The sequence below is a fragment of the uncultured Streptococcus sp. genome, assembly GCF_963456385.1.
In the GTDB taxonomy this organism is placed as follows: Bacteria; Bacillota; Bacilli; order Lactobacillales; family Streptococcaceae; genus Streptococcus.
Map to the genome: position 1 here is coordinate 1 of NZ_CAUOLF010000019.1, position 20,227 is coordinate 20,227.

Annotated in this window: 25 protein-coding genes and 2 pseudogenes; 22 read left to right on the forward strand and 5 right to left on the reverse strand. The window is 41.9% G+C overall.

Annotation, left to right across the window (positions count from 1 at the left end):
• The 7 genes and pseudogenes from RP262_RS08345 to RP262_RS08375 form a co-directional block, all read left to right on the forward strand.
• Positions 1–222, forward strand: a pseudogene (locus tag RP262_RS08345) (GDP-mannose 4,6-dehydratase); the annotation flags it as partial.
• Positions 223–425: 203 nt separating this feature from the next.
• Positions 426–1,025, forward strand: a complete 600-nt coding sequence (locus tag RP262_RS08350; protein ID WP_002920904.1) for a hypothetical protein — start codon at positions 426–428, stop codon at positions 1,023–1,025.
• 90 nt (positions 1,026–1,115) lie between these two features.
• Positions 1,116–1,976 (forward strand): GNAT family N-acetyltransferase, encoded by an 861-nt coding sequence (locus tag RP262_RS08355; protein WP_124765537.1) that lies wholly within the window; start codon positions 1,116–1,118, stop codon positions 1,974–1,976.
• A gap of 64 nt (positions 1,977–2,040) precedes the next feature.
• Positions 2,041–2,673 (forward strand): copper homeostasis protein CutC, encoded by a 633-nt coding sequence (locus RP262_RS08360; protein WP_311154840.1) that lies wholly within the window; start codon positions 2,041–2,043, stop codon positions 2,671–2,673.
• A 34-nt stretch (positions 2,674–2,707) separates the two neighbouring features.
• The gene (locus tag RP262_RS08365; RefSeq protein ID WP_311154841.1) at positions 2,708–3,379 is read left to right on the forward strand and encodes an MmcQ/YjbR family DNA-binding protein; all 672 of its coding nucleotides are present in this window, start codon (positions 2,708–2,710) and stop codon (positions 3,377–3,379) included.
• 87 nt (positions 3,380–3,466) lie between these two features.
• Complete coding sequence (locus RP262_RS08370; protein WP_311154842.1) at positions 3,467–5,209, forward strand: ABC transporter transmembrane domain-containing protein; 1,743 nt, start codon at positions 3,467–3,469, stop codon at positions 5,207–5,209.
• Position 5,210: 1 nt separating this feature from the next.
• Positions 5,211–6,950, forward strand: coding sequence for an ABC transporter ATP-binding protein (locus RP262_RS08375; protein ID WP_311154843.1), 1,740 nt, complete (start codon positions 5,211–5,213; stop codon positions 6,948–6,950).
• A 49-nt stretch (positions 6,951–6,999) separates the two neighbouring features.
• On the opposite strand, the gene RP262_RS08380 is transcribed toward RP262_RS08375, so the two are convergent.
• Positions 7,000–8,319, reverse strand: coding sequence for a PLP-dependent aminotransferase family protein (locus tag RP262_RS08380; protein ID WP_311154844.1), 1,320 nt, complete (start codon positions 8,317–8,319; stop codon positions 7,000–7,002).
• A 39-nt stretch (positions 8,320–8,358) separates the two neighbouring features.
• Between RP262_RS08380 and RP262_RS08385 the strand changes: the two genes are divergently transcribed.
• Both RP262_RS08385 and RP262_RS08390 read left to right on the forward strand, forming a co-directional pair.
• On the forward strand, positions 8,359–9,225 hold the full coding sequence (locus RP262_RS08385; protein WP_311154845.1) for a pyridoxamine kinase: 867 nt from the start codon (positions 8,359–8,361) through the stop codon (positions 9,223–9,225).
• On the forward strand, positions 9,206–9,772 hold the full coding sequence (locus tag RP262_RS08390) for an ECF transporter S component (RefSeq protein WP_311154846.1): 567 nt from the start codon (positions 9,206–9,208) through the stop codon (positions 9,770–9,772). The genes RP262_RS08385 and RP262_RS08390 overlap by 20 nt, the downstream gene beginning before the upstream one ends.
• 64 nt (positions 9,773–9,836) lie before the next feature.
• On the opposite strand, the gene RP262_RS08395 is transcribed toward RP262_RS08390, so the two are convergent.
• Positions 9,837–10,484, reverse strand: coding sequence for a hemolysin III family protein (locus RP262_RS08395; RefSeq protein ID WP_002900134.1), 648 nt, complete (start codon positions 10,482–10,484; stop codon positions 9,837–9,839).
• The gene (locus RP262_RS08400; RefSeq protein ID WP_227969529.1) at positions 10,468–10,929 is read right to left on the reverse strand and encodes a DUF1836 domain-containing protein; all 462 of its coding nucleotides are present in this window, start codon (positions 10,927–10,929) and stop codon (positions 10,468–10,470) included. The genes RP262_RS08395 and RP262_RS08400 overlap by 17 nt, the downstream gene beginning before the upstream one ends.
• A 129-nt stretch (positions 10,930–11,058) precedes the next feature.
• Between RP262_RS08400 and RP262_RS08405 the strand changes: the two genes are divergently transcribed.
• From RP262_RS08405 to RP262_RS08445, 9 genes and pseudogenes are all read left to right on the forward strand, one after another.
• A complete protein-coding gene (locus RP262_RS08405; RefSeq protein ID WP_301412421.1) occupies positions 11,059–11,643 on the forward strand; it encodes a VanZ family protein in 585 nt (194 codons plus the stop codon).
• Between the two features lie 16 nt (positions 11,644–11,659).
• Positions 11,660–12,388 (forward strand): peroxide stress protein YaaA, encoded by a 729-nt coding sequence (gene yaaA / locus RP262_RS08410; RefSeq protein ID WP_311154847.1) that lies wholly within the window; start codon positions 11,660–11,662, stop codon positions 12,386–12,388.
• Between the two features lie 9 nt (positions 12,389–12,397).
• Positions 12,398–12,550 (forward strand): annotated as a pseudogene (locus RP262_RS08415) (TIGR04197 family type VII secretion effector); the annotation flags it as partial.
• Between the two features lie 10 nt (positions 12,551–12,560).
• Positions 12,561–13,181, forward strand: a complete 621-nt coding sequence (locus RP262_RS08420; RefSeq protein WP_311154848.1) for a hypothetical protein — start codon at positions 12,561–12,563, stop codon at positions 13,179–13,181.
• 39 nt (positions 13,182–13,220) lie between these two features.
• Positions 13,221–13,742, forward strand: coding sequence for a hypothetical protein (locus RP262_RS08425; RefSeq protein ID WP_311154849.1), 522 nt, complete (start codon positions 13,221–13,223; stop codon positions 13,740–13,742).
• A 62-nt stretch (positions 13,743–13,804) separates the two neighbouring features.
• A complete protein-coding gene (locus tag RP262_RS08430) occupies positions 13,805–14,359 on the forward strand; it encodes an ABC transporter permease (protein ID WP_311154850.1) in 555 nt (184 codons plus the stop codon).
• 97 nt (positions 14,360–14,456) lie between these two features.
• A complete protein-coding gene (locus RP262_RS08435) occupies positions 14,457–14,999 on the forward strand; it encodes a hypothetical protein (RefSeq protein ID WP_311154851.1) in 543 nt (180 codons plus the stop codon).
• Positions 14,996–15,541 (forward strand): hypothetical protein, encoded by a 546-nt coding sequence (locus tag RP262_RS08440; RefSeq protein ID WP_125337133.1) that lies wholly within the window; start codon positions 14,996–14,998, stop codon positions 15,539–15,541. The genes RP262_RS08435 and RP262_RS08440 overlap by 4 nt, the downstream gene beginning before the upstream one ends.
• Positions 15,542–15,573: 32 nt before the next feature.
• Complete coding sequence (locus RP262_RS08445) at positions 15,574–15,873, forward strand: DUF4176 domain-containing protein (protein ID WP_125337135.1); 300 nt, start codon at positions 15,574–15,576, stop codon at positions 15,871–15,873.
• A gap of 99 nt (positions 15,874–15,972) precedes the next feature.
• Here RP262_RS08445 and RP262_RS08450 read toward each other — a convergent pair whose 3' ends face one another.
• Both RP262_RS08450 and RP262_RS08455 read right to left on the reverse strand, forming a co-directional pair.
• Entirely contained in the window at positions 15,973–16,521 is a 549-nt protein-coding gene (locus RP262_RS08450; RefSeq protein WP_002895223.1) for an NADPH-dependent FMN reductase, read from the reverse strand.
• Positions 16,522–16,606: 85 nt separating this feature from the next.
• Positions 16,607–17,053, reverse strand: coding sequence for a MarR family winged helix-turn-helix transcriptional regulator (locus tag RP262_RS08455; protein WP_227963576.1), 447 nt, complete (start codon positions 17,051–17,053; stop codon positions 16,607–16,609).
• Positions 17,054–17,167: 114 nt separating this feature from the next.
• On the opposite strand from RP262_RS08455, the gene RP262_RS08460 reads away from it, so the two are divergent.
• The 4 genes from RP262_RS08460 to RP262_RS08475 all read left to right on the forward strand — a co-directional run bounded on the left by RP262_RS08460 (position 17,168) and on the right by RP262_RS08475 (position 20,213).
• Complete coding sequence (locus RP262_RS08460) at positions 17,168–17,656, forward strand: DUF5590 domain-containing protein (protein WP_002918847.1); 489 nt, start codon at positions 17,168–17,170, stop codon at positions 17,654–17,656.
• Positions 17,653–18,834 carry a pyridoxal phosphate-dependent aminotransferase gene (locus RP262_RS08465; RefSeq protein WP_311154852.1) on the forward strand — a complete coding sequence of 394 codons (1,182 nt, stop codon included), beginning with the start codon at positions 17,653–17,655 and terminating at the stop codon, positions 18,832–18,834. The genes RP262_RS08460 and RP262_RS08465 overlap by 4 nt, the downstream gene beginning before the upstream one ends.
• A gap of 253 nt (positions 18,835–19,087) precedes the next feature.
• Positions 19,088–19,561, forward strand: a complete 474-nt coding sequence (locus RP262_RS08470; RefSeq protein ID WP_311154853.1) for a hypothetical protein — start codon at positions 19,088–19,090, stop codon at positions 19,559–19,561.
• Positions 19,562–19,793: 232 nt separating this feature from the next.
• Complete coding sequence (locus RP262_RS08475; protein WP_125356254.1) at positions 19,794–20,213, forward strand: hypothetical protein; 420 nt, start codon at positions 19,794–19,796, stop codon at positions 20,211–20,213.
• The last annotated feature ends 14 nt before the right edge of the window (positions 20,214–20,227 follow it).

Below are 20,227 nucleotides of genomic sequence, written 5' to 3' on the forward strand. Positions count from 1 at the left end.
GATGCTTATGACCATGTGACAGACCGTGCCGGCCATGACCTCCGCTATGCCATTGATGCCAGCAAGCTCCGCGATGAGCTAGGATGGAAGCCAGAGTTCACCAACTTTGAAGCGGGTCTCAAAGAGACCATCAAGTGGTACAAGGACAACCAAGACTGGTGGAAATCTGAAAAAGAAGCAGTCGAGGCTAACTATGCTAAGACTCAAGAAGTGATTAAATAAGAATTGGCTATCTATTATGAGCCTTGTAAAACTAGCGTTATGTGATTGAGAGGCTGGGAGTATCTATCCCAGCCTTTTCTCACAGGATTGTTAGCTTTTTAATATGTTTGTTACAGAAAATTATGCAAAAATAGTGTAAAATAAGATAAATCCTTTCTGTGTTTTTAGCTAAAGGGATTTTCTCAAATTAAAGGAATACAAACATGAAAATGGTAAAAAGAGTAGTGGGAATTGCTTTGGTGCTGTTGCTTGCAGCGGTGCTATTTCTGGTTCCTGCATCTGTTAATCAAAGTGAACAATTAAAAAATGTTCAAGGTAGTGCTTCTTGGATGAGCATTATTGAGCCGGCTTTGAGCAATGCCAATGTAACGGCTCAGGGAGTCAGCACGGAGGTTTCTCTCAATAGCGTCCAGCTTAATCAGGTGCTCAAGTCTTCTTTGACTGACTCTGAGAATCAGGAGCTGCTGAATAGTGTTTACAGCATTGAAGGCAATAAACTGCGCATCCAGTATCCAGTCAAACTGCTCTTTATTGACAGTAAGCTGGACCTAGAGGTGGATGTGACGGTGAGAGATAATGTCTTGCACATCACAATCGATAGTGCCAAGCTGGGCTCTCTTCCTATCCCTAAATCTTGGGTGACAGGCATGCTGAAGCAACAAATGCAGGCCTCTAATTCATCTATCACGACGGAGGGAGATAGTTTTCTTCTAGCTCTGCCGCAGAGTCAATTCAGCATTAACAAGATCAGCTTCCAGAACGGAGCTGCTAAAATCCAGTTCAGCATGGGTTATGGAATCTAAAAAAGAAAACTTCATTTGAGGAGGAGTCCTTCCGAATCAAATGGAGTTTTTATACTATTAGTTGAGTAATAGCATTGTGAGGGAGAAAAGATGCCTATTCCTAATATCCAGCAAGAGGAGCTGATTGTTATTGATGACAATCTGCGTTTGCGGGCCTATGATGGCCAGTTTGAGTTAGCCTTAGATTGGTACCAAGATCCAGATATGATTTATATGATTGATGGCAGAAGAGCCCCCTGTCCGCCGGAGCGAGTTCAAAGGATGTATGAATATCTTTCTAGGCGGGGTGAAGTGTATTTTATTGAAGTATGGGAACAGGAGTGCTGGCTTGCCATTGGGGATGTGACCTTTTGGCAAGATGATTTGCCCATTGTCATTGGAAAAGCGGACTACCGCGGGAAAGGCATTGGCAAAAAAGTTCTTTCTGCTTTGATACAGCGCGCACGCAATCTAGGCTATCAAAAACTGGTAGTTCAAGAAATTTATGATTTCAATCAGCCCTCTCGCAGTTTGTTTGAGTCGCTTGGTTTCTATCCAACTCATGCTAGGGAGAAAGGCAGGTCCTATACACTTGATTTGACCTTGCCCATAGCGCAGATCCAGCCCAGTCAGTTCTACCTTTCACAGGAAAAGTTGGACAGGATTAGTATTGATTTTGACCAACAAGAACTTGAAGCTTTACCTGTCAAGCGCATGGATGGCAAAGTTTTCTTTACTGATGGACATAGCAGAGCCTTTAAGGCATATCAGGCTGGCCTCTCTCATATTCCCATCTATTATGATAGGGACGAGCTTAACTGGGACTTTTATCGATACTGTGTTCAGGCTTGTCAAGAAAGAGGTATCTTCTCGATAGCTGATTTACAGAACCGTATCTTGTCCAAGGAAGACTATCAGATCCATTGGCTTGATTGGTGTAAAAGAGAAGCTAGAAAATTTGATAAGAGCTGATATCGCGAAGCTCTTGTGTTATAATAGATAGAGGGGATCAATATATTAAATCAGAGGTGAGATGATGCTTTATGAATTTTGTGCGGAAAATGTAACCTTGTTAGAAAAGGCTATGAAGGCGGGAGCCCAGCGGATTGAGCTCTGTGATAATCTGGCTGTCGGTGGTACGACGCCCAGCTATGGCGTAATTCAAGCAGCTGTTGACTTAGCCAAGCTTTATGGTGCGACTGTGATGACCATGATTCGGCCTCGGGGCGGTGATTTTGTTTACTCGGATCTTGAAATTGAGATTATGCTGACTGATATCCAAAAAGCCAAGGAAGCCGGCAGTCAGGGAGTCGTTTTTGGTGTCTTGACGGAGAAGAATGAAATAGATGTTTCGAAGATGCAGCGGCTGCTGGAGGCTTGCAAGGGACTGGAAGTAGTCTTCCACATGGCTTTTGACTCAATCCCAGCTGAATACCAGTTTGGCGAAATGGACTGGCTGATTGAGAACGGTGTCCAGCGAATTTTGACCCACGGAGGACCTGCTAATGAGCCGATTGAGGAGCATTTTGCTTGGCTGGACGAATTAATCGAGCATGCTGCTGATCGGATTGATATCATGCCGGGCGGTGGCATTCATCTGGGCAATCGTCAGCAAATTATAGACAGTCTGGCAGTAGAACAGCTGCATGGAACTAAAATTGTATTTTAAGGAGGAGTAAGCTGCGCTAGCAGCGGCTAAGTAGATGTTGGAATTATTTGAAAAATACAAGGCTAATCCAGATAAGCTTCAGACTTATGGCTTTAAGGAGTCTGACGGAGCTTACCATTTCTCGCAGAAGATTATGAAGGGTGACTTTCGCTTGGAAGTGACTATCAGAGATGGGGAGCTGGACTATCAGGTCTTTGACTGTGATACTGAGGACGCCTATCTGCAGGTCAAGATGGAGCAGGTGACGGGGGAGTTTGTCGGCCAGGTTCGTGAAGCTTGTCAGGAAGTACTGCTGGCTATCCGTCAGTACTGTTTTGACGATGTTGGCTTTCTCTATGAGCAGAGTAAGCGACTGCGGGATCATGCGGCTGAGGTTTATCAGGGTCAGATAGAGTATCTCTGGGAGAAATCTTCCAGAAAGAGCTCGACTAAAGCAGGGGTTTTCCGCCACCAGGACAGTAAAAAATGGTACGGAGCCTTTCTGACCACAGACTGGTCTAAGTTTGAAGCAGAGCGAAGCGGCTCTATTGAGGTGCTGAATGTTAAGAATGACCATGTGGCAGATCTGATTCAGAAAAAGGGGATTTACCCAGCCTTTCACATGAATAAGAAATATTGGCTCAGTCTGCCCTTGGATGATAGCCTGAGCGATCAGGAAATCTTTGATTTACTTGCTGTTAGTTACCAGCTGACCAGTAAAAAATAGAATAGAAGCACAGCGCTCCAATCCGCTGTGTTTCATTTTTCCTCAAAAAACAGTATAATAAAAAGACTAGTAAGAATAGGAGAAATTATGAACCTCATTAGAAAATTAGCCTGGTTTTTTAAGTTGGAAAAGCGGCGCTATATCATCGGTATCCTGGCCTTGTCCTTGGTCAGTGTCTTCAATCTGATACCGCCCAGAGTCATCGGTCAGGTTATTGACCGAATTGCTAGCAAACATCTGACTTCTCAAGAGCTGCTCTTTAATTTGCTGTTGCTGATTGCTTCAGCTTTTATCATGTACGGCCTGCGCTATGTCTGGCGCCTTTATATCTTAGGGACGTCCAATAATCTGGGACGAATTCTGCGCTCTCGATTGTTCGAGCACTTTACTCACATGTCTCCCTCTTTTTATCAGAAATACCGAACAGGGGATTTGATGGCTCATGCAACAAACGATATCAATGCGGTTGTCAGTTTGGCTGGTGGCGGAGTGATGTCAGCTGTGGATGCTTCTATTACAGCCTTGGTGACCCTGCTGACTATGTTTTTCGTTTTGGACTGGCGGCTGACCTTGATTGCCATTGTGCCCATGCCCTTCTTGTCATGGGGCACGGGCTTGATTGGCCGAAAAAATCATGAAAGTTTTAAGGCTGCTCAAGAGGCATTTTCGGATTTGAATAATAAGGTTCAGGAGAGTGTTTCAGGGATTCGAGTGACCAAGTCCTTTGGCTATCAGGAAGCTGAGACTCAGTCTTTTGCTAAGACCAATCAGGAAGTCTACGAAAAGAATGTTTTGGCTGCCAAGTACGATTCTCTTTTTGACCCCTTGGTTTTGCTTTTTATCGGTCTTTCTTATGTTTTGACCTTGATTTTCGGTGGAATTTTTATCTCCCAAGGGCAGTTTACCATAGGAGAGTTGGTTACTTTTATCACTTATCTGGATATGCTGGTTTGGCCGTTACAGGCTACAGGCTATCTTTTTAACATCGGCCAGCGAGGGGCTGTTTCTTATGAGCGGATTGAGAAACTGCTGGCTCAGGAGTCAGATGTCAAGGAAGCTGAACACCCCCTCTCTCATGCGGAAAATGGTCGATTGGATTATGACATTCAGAAGTTTGCTTATGCAGAGGAGACTAGTTTATCGGATATCCATTTTTCCATTGAGCAGGGACAGACACTGGGAATTGTCGGTCAGACGGGCTCAGGGAAGACCACTCTTCTGCGCTTGCTGCTGCGGGAGCAAGATATTCAGGAGGGGGCTATCTATTTGAATGGACATGATATCCGAGAGTACCGCCTCAAAGACTTGCGCCGTCTTATCGGCTATGTACCACAGGAACAGATGCTTTTTGCTCTGTCCATTCGGGACAATATCCGTTTTGCGAATCCCCAGCTGACAGATAGCCAGGTTCTAGCTGCCGCTAAACTATGCGGTGTGTATGAGGATATTCAGGCTATGCCAGAGGGGCTGGATACAGTTGTCGGTGAGCGGGGCTTGTCCTTATCTGGCGGGCAGAAGCAGCGCTTAGCGATGAGTCGGGCAATTATCACCAATCCTGATATTCTGATTTTGGATGACTCCTTGTCGGCTGTCGATGCCAAGACGGAGCATCTGATTTTGGAAAATCTAAAGTCAGAGCGTGCTGGCAAGACAACCATCATCACAGCTCATCGGCTGTCGGCCTTGGTGCATGCAGACCTGATTTTAGTTATGGAAGAGGGGCGTATCAAGGAGCGGGGCACTCACCAAGAGCTGTTGGAGCAAGAGGGTTGGTATGCCCAGACTTATCACAATCAACAGCTGGCAGAAAGCTTGAAGGAGGAAGATTAATATGAAAAAGAAAGCAACTTTTCATCGCCTCCTAGGCTATATGTGGCGTTACAGGATAGTGAGCAGCATGGCTTTGACCTTCATCCTGCTGACGACTCTGGTCACAACGGCATTGCCGCTTCTGGCTCGCTATTTTATTGATCAGTTTATTGGCCGCAATCAAACCTGGGCTGGCCTGCCTTTGCTGGCTCTTTATTATGGTCTATTCCTCTTGCGGGTGCTTTTTACTTTCTTGGGAAAGTATTTCTTTGCGCGTGTGGCTCAAAGTGTGGTTCGGGACTTGCGACAGGAAAGCTTTGCCAATATCCAGCGTCTGGAAATGGCTTATTTTGACAGGACGCCAGCTGGTGCTATCGTTTCCCGTCTGACTAATGATACTCAGGCAGTCGCAGATATGTTCAGTGAGATTTTTTCTAATTTTTTGAGCTCCTTGCTGATTCTAGTTGTTACTTTGAGCGCTATGTTTGCCCTCAACTGGCAATTGACCCTAATAATCGCTCTCTTTTTGCCTCTGATGGCAGCCTCTATTTTGCTCTATCAGCATTTATCCAATCGTCAGCTCAAGCAGGTCCGGAATAAGCTCAGCGATTTGAATGTCAAGCTATCTGAGAGTATTGAAGGGATGCGGATTATTCAGGCATTTGGGCAAGAGAAGCGCTTGCTGCGGGAATTTGAAGAAATCAATGGTCAGCATTTAGGCTTTACCAATCGCTATCTCAATATCAATAGTCTCTTTCTGAGGCCGGCCATGTCCCTGTTGAAAATCTTGGCTTATGGAGTGATTCTGACTTACTTTGGCTTGACTTGGCAAGTGGCGGGGATTACGGCTGGTATTATGTATGCCTTTATCCAGTATGTCAATCAGCTTTTTAATCCTTTGATTGATGTTATGCAGAATTACTCTGTTCTACAGACATCTATGGTTGCTGCGGAGCGGGTTTTTGAAATTATAGACCGCACTGACTACGAGCCTGAGCAGGCTAACCAAGACTTGCAAATCCAAGATGGCAGCATCGAATTCAAGCATGTTTCCTTTTCTTATGATGGAAAGCGAGATGTTTTGCGGGATATCTCCTTTTCTGTCAAAAAAGGGCAGACGATTGCCTTTGTGGGCTCGACTGGCTCTGGCAAGTCCTCTATTATCAATCTTTTCCTGCGTTTTTATGAGTTTGAGCGGGGACAGATTTTGATTGATGGCAGTGATATTAAAGACTATAGTCAGGAGGAGCTGCGGCGAAAGATTGGCCTTGTTTTGCAGGATCCCTTCCTTTATCACGGTACCGTTGCTTCCAATATTCAGCTTTACCAAAAGCAGCTGACGCGAGAAGAAATTATAGAAGCGGCTAAGTTTGTAGATGCTCATGGCTTTATCAGTCAGCTACCTCAAGGCTATGACGCCCCCGTGACTGAGCGGGGAGCGACTTTTTCCAGCGGTCAGCGGCAGCTTCTAGCCTTTGCCAGAACCATCGCCACCAAGCCTAAAATCTTGATTTTGGATGAAGCGACGGCTAATATCGATTCGGAGACGGAAGAGCTGATTCAAACCTCACTGAGAAAGATGCGGCAGGGTCGGACAACCATTGCCATTGCCCACCGTCTCTCTACCATTCAGGATGCCGACTGCATCTATGTCTTGGATAAGGGCCGCATTATCGAATCCGGCAGCCACGAAGAATTGTTAGCCCAAGATGGAATCTATAAGAAAATGTATCAACTGCAGGCTGGGATGATGGGGTCTTGAAAAGCCTGATTTTAAATAAAAGGTGTAGAATTCATTTGGAATTCTACACCTATTTTAAATAGTCTTTTAATTTCTCTACATTTTCTTCTAAGTTATCGTAAGGCAGCTTGGCAAATTGATAAGGGCAGCTAGCAAGGTAGCTTTGTTCAAAGAAGTCAAGCGGCAGGCTGCTGTGTTTGAGAGCACTGACAGAAGAAAGTGACCTTAAGTCTAGTAGAATGCCGTCCTTGGTCAGATAGCTGGATAGTGGCAGCTGAGCTGCTTCTAGCAGTGTCTGCGCCTTTCTTGCTTCCTCTTCTTGAAGCTGCAGCAGCGCCAGTCTATTTTTTTCAAACATGAGACTGTCGATGTAGAGCGATAGGGCCTTCTGCATGATGAGGTTGCTGTCGTAGTCCACGGCGCTTTTGTAAGTGATGAAGGTTTTTCGAATCTGGGGCGGAAGGAGCAGGGCGGTAATCCTCAGGGCTGGGAAAAGGCTGGTTGAAAAGGATTTGATGTAGATGACGCGCTGGCTATTATCTAAATAGTGAAAGGTCAGCTCCCGCCTGCTATCAAAGTCTGATAGATAGTCATCTTCTACGATATAGACATCATAGAGCTGGGCGAGACGAAGGATTTCTTCCTTGTCCTGCCGACTGTAGGAGTGGCCCAAGGGATAGTGGAAACGTGGAATAGTGTAGAAAAACTTGATTTTTCCGCTTTGAAAAATCCTCTCAAGTTCTTGCAGATTAATCCTCTGCGGTGTCCTTTCAATGGTTTCATAAGGAAGTTTTTGCGCTAGCAGAAGATCATTAATCCGATGGTAGGTCGGCTGCTCCACCAGTATATGCTCTTTTTGATTGGGAAAGTCAATCTGTGAGAGGATATAGAGGGCCTGCTGGGTGCCGGAAGTCAGTACCAGCTGCTCCCTAGAAGCATAGACAGCAGAGTCCAGCATCAGTTTTTGCACAGAGTGGCGCAAATCCTCCAGTCCTTCCTGCTGAGGGTAGTAGTTGAAGAGATAATTTTCCCGGCCGATCAGCGTTTCATTCACACAGAGGCGGAAATCCTCATAGGCTTGGTGGCGGTCATCCCTCACAGGCAGCTCCAAATCCTGCTTTTCTTCCTGAGCATTTTCCAGCACATAGTAGCCGCTTTTGGGAACGGCATAGATGTACTTCTGATATTTGAGCTCAATCAGAGCCTTCTGCGCAGTATCTTTACTGCAGTGATAACGCTCTGCCAGCTTGCGCACAGAAGGGATTTTCTGACCAGTTGCCAGTTTTCCCTCTTTAATATCCTTGGTAATCTTATCAACGATGCGTTGGTATTTTGCCTTGGTCATAAAACTGTCCCCATACAGATTTGATTTTTTCATATTGTAACTCATTTTCAGATATTTTACAATAGAGAGCAAGTAGGAGGAGTCATGAAAACAAAAACAGTCATTCTGGCCACAGATATTTCTGGCTTAGGTAAGGTTGCCGCAACAGCTACCCTGCCACTCTTTGCAATTTGCCAGCTAGAGGTGGCCTTGTTGCCAACCATGATTTTGTCGTCTCATACAGGCGGTTTTTCAGACATCTATATAAATGATTACACGCATGGGATGCTTGCTTTTTTGAAACAATGGCAGAGCCTGGAATTCGACTTTTCAGCTCTGGTAACAGGATATTTGAAGTCTGATATTCAGGTGGAAAATTTGCTGCGCTTTAAGGAGGAAAAAAGCTTGCCCCTTATCGTGGATCCTATCATGGGGGACAAGGGAACTTTTTATCAGGGATTTTCAGAGGCCCATCTAGACCATATGCGTCGCCTCTGCCAACATGCCGATTTGGTTCTGCCCAATTTGACGGAAGCCTGTTTGTTGTTAGAAGAATCCTACGAAGAGAGTTTATCAGAAGATAGATGGGAGGACTACTGCAAGCGTTTGGCTGAGTTAGGACCGAGCAAGGTCTTGCTGACTGGCTTGCCCATGAAAGAGAACCAGATTGGTGTGGCCTATTTTGATGCGGCAACAGAGGAGTTTAACCTCTTTTCTAGTCCAGCTCTGCCCCAGCAATTTTTTGGAACGGGTGATATATTGACGACCCTTGTAGCTGCGGCTTTTGTTCAGGGGATTGACATCAAGCAAGCCCTGCCGGTGATTTTGAAGTTTATTGAAAAGAGCTTGGTACTTAGCTTTAAAGAGCAAATAGATCCAAAAAAGGGCGTTTTTTACCAGCCCTATCTAGGAGAGCTTTTTGCTGATTTTCAAACCTTAATGGAGGATAAAGATGAAGAAACAAACACTTGATTTACAAACCCTAACTATGATTAGTTTATTTGCTGCTTTGATTTTTTTGAGTATTCAGTTTTTTAAAATTCCTGTCGGAGCTCAGTTTATTCACTTTGGAAATGCACTAGTGGTAGTGGGCTGTCTGATTTTTGGCAGTAAACTAGGTTTTTTAGCAGCTGCTATAGGATTGGGAATATTTGACTTACTAAATGGTTATGCAGTGGAAATCCCAATTATCTTGCTAGAAGCACTTGCGGTGGCCGTGGTGATTCATTTTCTGTATGAAAGACTCTTTCAGAGAAAGGATCAACTAAGAAATATTCTTGTGACAGCAGTAGCTACTGCTTTGGTGAAAATTGTGCTCAATATTTTCAAGTACACTTTGACAGGAACACTGTTTGGTGGGAGTAGTTTACCAGCAGCCTTTTTACTGGCAGTAGCTGAGATTACTGGTACATTTGGCTCCAGTCTAGCCACAGTCATCGCTGTTCCAATCTTATATCCAATCTTTAAGCAAGTCAGAAAAGCGCACAAGCAAAGAAGTCCTCTAGAAAAGCAGGGATGAATCAATAACCAGCATAAACAAAGAAACCGTCTGAAAATCCTCAGACGGTTTTTGTGTTTTTCTCTTACATAAAATAAACGATAGCAAGGTATTGCAGGGCGGAAGCAGCTAGAATAAAAAGATGCCAAATCATGTGGAAGTAGGGCTTCTTTTGAGCATAGAAGCCAGCTCCTACAGTATAGCAGAGGCCACCAGCTAGCATGAGCCCCCAGAAGACAGGTCCGGTTTGACCGATAATCTGCGGAATGATAAAGACAACCAGCCAGCCCATAATCAGATAGAGAGCTAAGCTGAATTTTTCATTGACCTTCTTAGCGAAAATCTTATAGAGAATGCCAAAAATGGTCGTGCCCCACTGGATGGCAATGATGAGATAGCCAAACCAGTTATTCATCAGCGACAGCACGACTGGCGTGTAGCTGCCAGCGATAGCGATGTAAATCATGGAGTGGTCGATAATGCGCAAGATATACTTGTGGGTCGAGCCATAGGACATAGAATGGTAGACAGTTGAAGAGAGAAACATGAGAAAGAGGCTGATAACAAAGATAGAAGTTCCGACAGCAGCAACCAACCCGTGCCCTTCATAGCTATAAATGGCTGAGATAGGCAGCAGAATCAGCATCAGGACGGCCCCTACCGCATGGGTAACAGCGTTGGCAATTTCCTCTCCAAAGGATAGTTTTTTACTGAGTTTAAGCGCGTAGTTCAAGATTTTCTTCCTCCTCATTTGGTACTTGGATTAGGGATAAGGTTTTTTGATAGAGTTTGACCGTTTGGCAGGCTGTGGAAATGATGGGTGCCACCTCTAGCTTGCTGCCGTTCATATAGTCAACGAAGTCATCATAAAGTTCTCGCGAATCTGCTGATTTATGCAGCATATTTAAAGTAGCTGAAATTTCCTGGATAGAAAAGACCGTTTTTAAGGTTGTTATGGCAATCAAGCGTGCTACCTGACGACGTTGATATTTTTTCTTGACCGGCTTGGCAATATAGCCATGCTTGACGTAGTTGTTAATCATAGAAGCGGTCAGTCCCTTGTCAGCAGCTGAAATGGAAGAGCCACAGACATTGTTTACATAGAGCAGAACCTGGTCCAAATATAGGTCCAGTTCTGGTAATTCGTCCCACTTGGGAAAAACTTGTTGAGCATTCAAATCTTTATCACTTTCTTATCTAGTCTTTATAACTAGATGATAACATCTCTGTAAATCAAAGTCAAGCAAAAAATAGAATGTCCCATTGAAATTTGATATAATTTTAAAAAGAAGAAAGGGAGGTTTCAGATGAAAAAACAAACAATCTTTGATATGGTAGCCTTCCTAGGCAGTCTGATTTTTTGGTTTTGGCTCTATATGCGCTTTTTTTATGCCTACGTAGCCGTCGTCTTTTACAAGAATCAGCCAGAGTGGAACCTGCTGATACCAGCTTCTATCATCCTGACTTTGACAGCTATCAGCTCGCTTTTTATTCGCGGCCTCTATAGTCGGCACATTCCTCGTTGGCTGGTGCTAGCCAGTTACACCCTCTATTTTCTCATTCTATTCTATGCCCTCTTTTTGAAAAATATCGGCAGGCAGGGCTTTAGTCTGGACCTGCAGTCTTTTACCTATAATTGGATTTATGGAGATAAGCTGGTACCAACCATGAATATCATTATGTTCATTCCGCTGGGCTTTCTCTGCAAGCTGTCATGGAAACATGTGGCTTATTTTACCTTGGCTATCAGTCTGGTTGAGGGGAGCCAATATCTCTTTCACCTGGGTATTTTTGACTTGGGTGATATCTTGACTAACTTGCTAGGCTTCATCATTGGCAGCTATCTACTAGAGACAGCCTTGGGAAAATGGGTTGTCCGCCATATTCACTAAATGAAAGAAGGAAACTATGAAAATTCTTATCCCAACTGCTAAAGAGTTGAATCTGTCTGCGCCATCCGCAATCCCGAATCTACCTTCAGCACAAACCCAAACTGTGTTGGATGAGTTGGCAACCATGTCAGTAACTGACTTGGCATCATTTTATAAAATCTCCCCAGAAAGAGCGGAGGTAGAGTGGCAAGCCATTCAGGCTTTGCGAGAAGGAACTGCGCAGCATGCTCCAGCACTTTATCTATTTGATGGCCTTATGTACCGCCATATCAAGAGGCAGGGCTATACCAAGAAGGAAAGTCAGTATATCGAGAACCACCTTGCCATCACATCAGCGCTTTACGGTGTTATCCCAGCCCTGGAGCCCATAGCGCCTCATCGCTTGGACTTTATGATGCCACTCAAGTTAGATGGGAAGAGTCTCAAGGCATTTTGGAAAGAAGCTTATGACCAAGCTCTGGCAAAAGATGAGGTGATTTTCTCCCTCCTGTCCAGCGAGTTTGAAACGGTCTTTTCCAAGGAAATCCGCCAGCGCATGATAGGCTTCAAGTTTCTGGAAAACCGAGGCGGCAAGCTGAAAGTCCATTCGACCATTTCTAAAAAAGCGCGTGGCGAGTTTTTAACAGCTCTAATAACTAACCAAGTGACAGAAGTCGAACAAATGAAAAAATTAAACTTTGCAGGCTTCACCTACCGACCTGATCTATCTAGTGAACAAGAGTTGGTTTATGTCAAGGAAGTGTGAAAAAGGGAAATCAAGTCAAGTGCTATCTCTGCTCGGAACGCTATCAGTAAATTGGTTGGTGTAGATACAAGCAACAAGCAAAATCAGCAGGTAGAGTTCAGCTATACTACAGAGATTGCTGGGATGGAAGCAGGCCGTCAGGCATGCAATCAAAAAGTAAAATGTTAAAAAAATGAAAAACTATTTTAAAAACAAACCTACTCAAGCTTTCTTGATGCTTATTGTGCTTGTTTGGTCAGTATACGAGATTGGTGCGACCAGTCTGGCTAGCAATTCGGCCCTGACCAAGGAATTCATGCATAGTCGGTACGTTATGGTTTGGCCAATGGTAGATAGAAAGGCAAATCTATACCACTATGCGGAAGAATGGACTAGTGACGTATTAGATGGCATTATGCATCTGGACTATGAAAATATAAAAATAACTAGTTTTCCTAAAAAATGGGAGAGTGAAGCTGAAATATACTATACTTTTTCTGAAGATAAGTATGCTGATAGAGTATATTTTTTCTTAGACGAGCCAATTTCCAGAGCCTATATCACCAGTTTGGAGCAAAATTATTATTTGATTTCAAAGAATGCAGCTGTTATTAAAGAGGAAACAGGCAAAACGGTTGAACAGTTAGGCCAAGAAGTGGGACATGCAAGGGAGGAGTTTTTGTCTGCTCTTGGTAAGATGAGAATCCTTCGTTTGGTCTATTTGGTTCTTCGTATGATAGTGTTGTTGCTATGTATCAGGTGGTCGGGTCAGCGTAGAAAACGGAAAGAAGATGAAATCTTGCAGAATGGATAGAGTCTTGAAACGATATGGAATCTATAAGGAAAATAAAGAATGATAACTTCAGTAATTTTTATTGCCTCTCTATTATTCCTTTTGCGCCGCTTTAAAAGTCGGAGTTCAAGGATTATTATTGGCCTACTGTATAGCCTGTTTGTTGTCTGGTACGTTCAGGCAATTTTTAACTACGGCAAATATACTCTGCAATCAGGTCAAAGAGTTGAATTAAGAGTGTCTCCAAATACGGATCAGTTAGAGTATAGTTCAGAATTAATGTTAAAAAAATTAAATGATGCTAAAATAAAATTATCAGGTACAAATGTTTGGTCTGAAAAATTTGGGGATGTATTATTTGGGGTAAGTGAAAAGAAAATTATTAAGATAGGCAGTACCGAGGGAGACAAGAATGAGCTTCCTAATAATCAAAAAGATATACATTTAGTAGAAGATGGGATTGTTGTTAGTTATAAAGGAGAAAAAAATTTTGATGTCACGAATAACAAACCCTACACTATCACCATGACCAATGTAGACAATAAAACGGCTATATTTGAAGCTCAAGTTGTGGATAGGTAAAGTTTAGGAAGGATTTGATTTCTCTCAGTCCTAGTTTTTTATTAATATGATGGTATTGAAAAATGAAGAAAACGAAATCTATGGTTATCATAGGCGGCTTTCAAGGTCGAAACATCTTTTATGATGTGAAAAGAAAAAAAGTATATTCTAATAAAGTAAATGAGAGAGTTTTTCCTAATCTCAGATGGTTAGTAATCTCCTTTGGAATTCTAGGAAATACTTTTCTCATTCAAGTAAACAATATAAAATTTGAATCCCCTATTTTCAAAGTAATTGTTTTATGTACGACTCTTATTCTTATATCTTTGGTTTGTCACTTTGGATTTAAAGATGAGTATTTAGGGCAAAACGTTGAGATGTTTAATCCCAAATTATATGAACATGTTGGTTGGTTGAATTTTTTAGAAGAAGAGAGAAGCCGATTATACATTCTGCTTATTACATTTGCAGTGAGTTCTTTCTTAACTGTTTTTCAAATGAGAGAATATTTGAACGCTCCTACCATGACAAACTTAATAGAAGTTATTGCCTTTTATTTTATATTTTATATGGCAATAGCCAAAAGTAATTTTATGAAAAGAATGATAGCAATAAAGCAATTGATGAAAAATAAATAAAGAGCTTTAGCTTATAATCTATGGATCAAAGTAATGTATGAACAATTATTGAATGGAAGTGCTATGATTATGAACCGTCTCTACTTGGAGTAAATCAATGAATAAGAATGTATTTTGGTTGGGTAATTTCAGAGATAAAAATATTTTTTATGATAGAAAAACTGGGCAACTATACTCTATAGATAAGAAAGAAGAGAAAGCTCCTAATCTCACTTGGGCTATTCTGCCTGCTTCCTTTCTTTTACGAAATATTTATTCAGAAGCAACAGCACCTCAGGTTGCCAGTGTGCCTATCAGAATATTTATTTTGTGTTCGACTGTTCTCTGCGTTTTAGTTTTGATAATATTTGTTCTAAGAAATATTAGAAAAGGAACTATGAAAAATTTTAATCAGAAACTATATTTTGACTGGCCAAATTTTCTTTATAACCAACAAACACAATGTAAAGGAATATTGTTTTTTGGGACTATACTATTTTTTACGTCAATTAAATTTATAATTGATTATTATTTTTCAGGAAGCTTCCTTTCTTTTATGGGTATAATTGGTTTTCTCCCGGCATCTGGGCTCATGTTAATAGGAAATAGACCGTTAGAGAAATTGATTATACTTAAAAGGTTGGAAAAGCAATTGAAATGAAGAAAAAAGATTATTTAACCGAACTCTTAGCTTTTCAGGGTAGAAACTATTATTTTGACCCAAAAACTAATAAAATCTATGTCAATGTAGATAGACCAACATTCCATCTGGATCTCACGAATTATGTTCCTGCAGCTAGCATTCTGCTGCTACATGGATTTACATCTGTTTCGAATAGCCAGTTTTCCTTCTTGTGGAAGTTGATTTCTCTAGTATTGGGTTATATTATTCTTGGGTATTTAGTAGAATTACTCGTGAGAACAAAGAAGGAACTGTCATTTAAAGAGTTTCGCTTTGAAACGCTTCCCATTAAGGACGAATTTTTATATATTTTTAGTCGAAATGTATATGCGAAGCTTGTATTCGGTTTGTTTTTTACCTTTTTTGCAATTTATCATGCAACTGAGTATCTAAGCAGAGGTGTCTATGTCTCTTATTTGTTAAGTGATATTGGCTTCTTGATTGTTTATTTTTGTCTCATAAGATCCCATTTATTCAAACAGATAAAAGTTCTAAAAAGATTAAAAAAGAAGAATACTTAGAATTCGAGAAGATTTTTAAAGGAGGTTTCTAAATGACTGAGCTACTACCGATAGGGAGTGTTGTCCAACTTAAAAATGGACAAGTAAAAATTATGATTATTAACCGTTATCCTCTTTATGATAATAAGGGTGAAATTGGTTATTTAGACTATTCCGGTTGTGTATATCCTTTTGGTATGACGGATAATCAAGCTTGCTTTTTTAACCAAGAAGATATTGAAAAAATTTGGTTTGAGGGGTATATAGATGAATCAGAAGAGGAAATGCAAGTAACGATAGAAGATAAATTATCTCAAATTCCTTATCCTAAATATTCTTTAGCTGATTTATAATACCTGTTCCTGTCAGTAAAGTATTCTAAAACCCCTCGCAATTATTTGCGAGGGGTTAGTGTCTTATAAGTTTTCTTTTCTTTTTATAATCTTCTCTTTTTAGTTAAGGGCTGCTAAAAGAGCATCAGCCTGTGCTGAGAGTTCAGCAAGTTTGTCTTCTGCGACAGTCAGTTGACCAGTTCCCCATGCTTCTGGGTTGATACCAACACCTGTGAATGGTTCTACCACGTTCATACGGATGAATGGCAGCAGGCTGCGGTAGTGCTTGAATACTTCATCTGGTGATGTGCCGTTAGCTACAGATGAAACAGTAACAACCTTAGCATTCAGAGCAGATGGACCAGTTGGGTCTGACAGATCCAAAGCGCGTGAAGCCCAGTCCAAGAGGTTTTTCACTACTCCTGGAATAGCCCAGTTGTAGACAGGTGAGAAAATCCAGATGGCATCAGCGGCCAAGATTTCTTCACGAACCTTAGCAACAGCAGCTGGAGCAGGACTTTCGATGTCTTGGTTGAAGAATGGTACATCTTTGTAATCAAGATATGAAACTTCTGCCTTGCCAGCCAAAGCTTTTTCAGCTTGCTCAGCCAATTGGTGGTTGAAAGAACCTTGACGAAGCGAGCCGACGATGAATAATACTTTAGACATTGCATTGTCTCCTTTTTTATAAAATAAAGAGAAATTTCTCTTGTTACAATATATGTTACAACATTAATCACTAGTTAGCAATTATTTAGCTCAATTTTTTGAAATTTTTTAAAATGCGAATCAAATCTTGTTTATCGTCTTCTTCGAGAATGGAAAGAGCTTGCTGAATGTTTTTGATATGATCAGGCAGGGCGGCTTCAATTTTAGCTCTGCCTTGTTCCGTCAAGCCAATCAAAAAAGCCCGGCGGTCATTGGGGTCGCAGGTGCGGACAATCCAGCCGTCGCGTTCCATATTTTTGATGACAACAGTCATGTTGCCAGAAGTAGCCAATATGCGGTCAATCAGGTCCTGAATACGCAGTTCCCCTTTGCTGTATAGGGTTTCTAAGACGGAAAACTGAGTAGGAGTCAAATCATGCTTTTTAAAAATCTGGGCTTCAATGGCACGGATGGTTCTTGCTGCCTTGTGAAAGACAATCATGGTTTTCAAATCAAGCAGAGCTTCTTTGTTTAAATCGTCTGTAATCTTCATAACAATATTTTACCAATAAATAGTATCATATGCAAGGATATTGCTTTAGAATTTTGAGAATATTCTCATCAAAAAAAGATAGAAAAATAGGAGTATTTGTAGTATAATGACGGAGTGAAATATAAAAATAGAAATAAAGCCAGTTTTCCAATTTGGCAGTACCTTATCGGTATTTTTATCGTTCTCAGCGTTCTTGTCTTTTCATTTTTTGCAGTTTTGCAAGTATCTATGCAGCCGAGACAGTCGGCTAAGGAAGCAAGCAGACGCTTGGCCAAGGAATACGCAGATCTTGAAAAAGTTGATTCTTTTGCCATCTACAATGGGCAGGAATCTTACTACAGTCTGCTTGGTAAGACTAGTAAAGGTGTCGAAAAAGCTGTTTTGATTGCTAAAGATTCCAATGAGATTCGGGTCTATCGACTGGACGAAGGCGTCAGTCAGACAGAGGCGGAGAGCATTGCCAAGGAAAATGGAGCAGGAACTATTGATAAAGTGATCATGGGCTATTTTAAAGATCAGCCCATCTGGGAAGTCAAGTCGGGAGGCACCTACTACCTGATTGGTTTTGAAAGCGGACAGTTGGTCAGCAAGGAGGGACTATGAAATTATCAAATCGTGTCTTAAAGATGGAAGAAAGTGTGACTTTAGCAACAGCAGCGCGTGCTAAGGCTTTGAAAGCGCAGGGGAGGGATATTCTATCTCTGACTCTGGGAGAGCCGGATTTTCCGACGCCTAAGAACATCCGAGATGCGGCTGTGGCTGCCATTGAGGATGGGCGTGCTAGCTTTTATACGGTGACTAGCGGTCTGCCAGAGCTAAAAGAAGCAGTGGTGGAGTATTTTGCCAACTATTACGGCTACACAATCCAGCCTAATCAAGTGACGGTGGCAACCGGAGCTAAGTTTTCCCTCTACACTTTCTTTATGAGTGTGCTTGATCCAGGCGATGAAGCTATCATTCCGACGCCTTACTGGGTCAGCTACGGCGACCAGATTAAGATGGCCGAGGGGACTCCTGTTTTTGTTCAAGCCGCTGAGGAAAATAATTTCAAAGTGACGGTGGAACAGCTAGAAGCTGCTCGTACTGATAAGACCAAGGTCTTGGTTTTGAATTCTCCGTCTAACCCGACTGGTATGATTTATACAGCAGAGGAGCTACGGGCGATTGGAAACTGGGCTGTGGAGCATGATATTCTGATTTTGGCAGATGACATTTATGGACGTCTGGTTTATAACGGCAATAAATTTACGCCAATTTCCAGTCTATCTGAGGAGATTCGCAAGCAGACGGTGGTCATCAATGGTGTCTCTAAGAGCTACTCCATGACAGGCTGGCGGATTGGCTACGCAGTTGGTGAGCCAGAGATTATAGCTGCCATGAGTAAGATTGCAGGTCAGACGACTTCTAACCCGACAGCAGTGGCTCAATATGCAGCAATCGAGGCCTTGACTGGCAGTCAGGAAACGGTTGAAACCATGCGCCAGGCCTTTGAAGAACGTCTTAATACCATCTATCCACTCTTAGCTCAGGTGCCAGGATTTGAAGTGGTCAAGCCGCAAGGGGCCTTCTATCTCTTTCCAAATGTCAAGAAAGCCATGGAAATGAAAGGTTATACAGATGTGACCGAGTTTACGACAGCGATTTTAGAAGAAGTTGGCGTGGCTTTGGTGACGGGAGCAGGCTTCGGTGCGCCAGAAAATGTCCGTCTTAGCTATGCGACGGACTTGGACACGCTCAAAGAAGCCGTTCAGCGCCTGCAGCAATTTATGGAGAGTAAATAGATCTCTCAATCTTAGACTGCTTTCGAAGATTTATAAACAATAGATAAGGATGAACTCAGCATTCGTCCTTTTCAATTCCCTTCAACTGCATTGGCAAATAATTTGATAAAATGGTAAAATAATATAGAATGTCATAAGATTGCTTTCATATTTTCTGGTTGAATTGAGAAGATTTTGTTCAGAAAATAAAAGCTGGGAGCAGTTAAAATATAGCAGCTGGTGGAACTTGCAAACAGGAGTAAAGGAGAAGGATATGAAACGACAATTAATTTTCCTATTTATGGTAGTTAGTTTGGTTTTATTGGCAGCTTGTTCTGTTGTTGATTCAGAGCAGGGGTGGACCACTATTTCCGAATCCAATGGCTATAGTCTGCAAGCCAAAGGTCATCGCTACCGTATCCAATATTATGAGAATGACTCTGCCCGAATAGACTGGTATTTGAACGATTATCAGCCAGAAATGAATTTAAATATGAGAATCTTAGAACGCCCAAATGCTACTGGTTCTTACACTAAAGAAGAGATATCCGGACAGGGCTCTGCAAGTTTTTTGATGGTTTGTAGAACTTGGGGTTCTGCAGAGAACAGTCAAAAGTTTTTAATTAAACGCGCCTATTATAAAGTCGATATTAGACTTAATAAAAAGATGGAGGTAGATACTGAGAAGAGCAGTATGACCTACTGGAAGACAGAAGAAGAGGTAAAGAATGATCCGCCTATTGATTAAATAGCAGCTATAAATGCTAGATTAACTATGTATAAGTCACTTCCTGATAGAAATCACCTGACGACTTAAAAATTTGAGGAGTATTTAGTTGAAGACGACGGAGTTTCGGTGTATAATAAAAGAAGTCCATTTGGTCTAGCCCTGCATTCTATCGACTTGCAGTGTGTTCCTCATGGTCTTTTTACTTAAGTAATAATAGGGATGAAGATTATTTTGTACAAAAGGAGATAAAATGGGTTTTATCAGAAAGGAAATAGGGGAAAGAGAGAAGAAGCTTCTCGAGGATTTTTCTATTGAAGAAAAAGAACTGGCTCTGCCATTTTTACTAGAGGATGAGAAGAGAGGAATTTTTCTCTGCGTCAAGCAATTTCGTATCGGGGAAGGAAAATATCAGGTTTTAGCCATGATGCTCGGAGGGCACTTGCTTGAATTTCGCCTAGAAGAAGAGCGGGCTGATAGATATCCAGTTTGCAATGAGGAAAATCAAAGTGTAAAAGGTCTATCAACAGAAACAATCTCCCAGCTTGTGATTCCCAAGGTTTTAAAAGGACGAGAGGACAAGATTGTAACAGTGATTCAACATGCCCTGTCGCAGATTAACCCTTATTATGATACAAAGATAAGGGAAGTAAACCACGTGGAGTACAGATAAAGAGGAGATAGGAT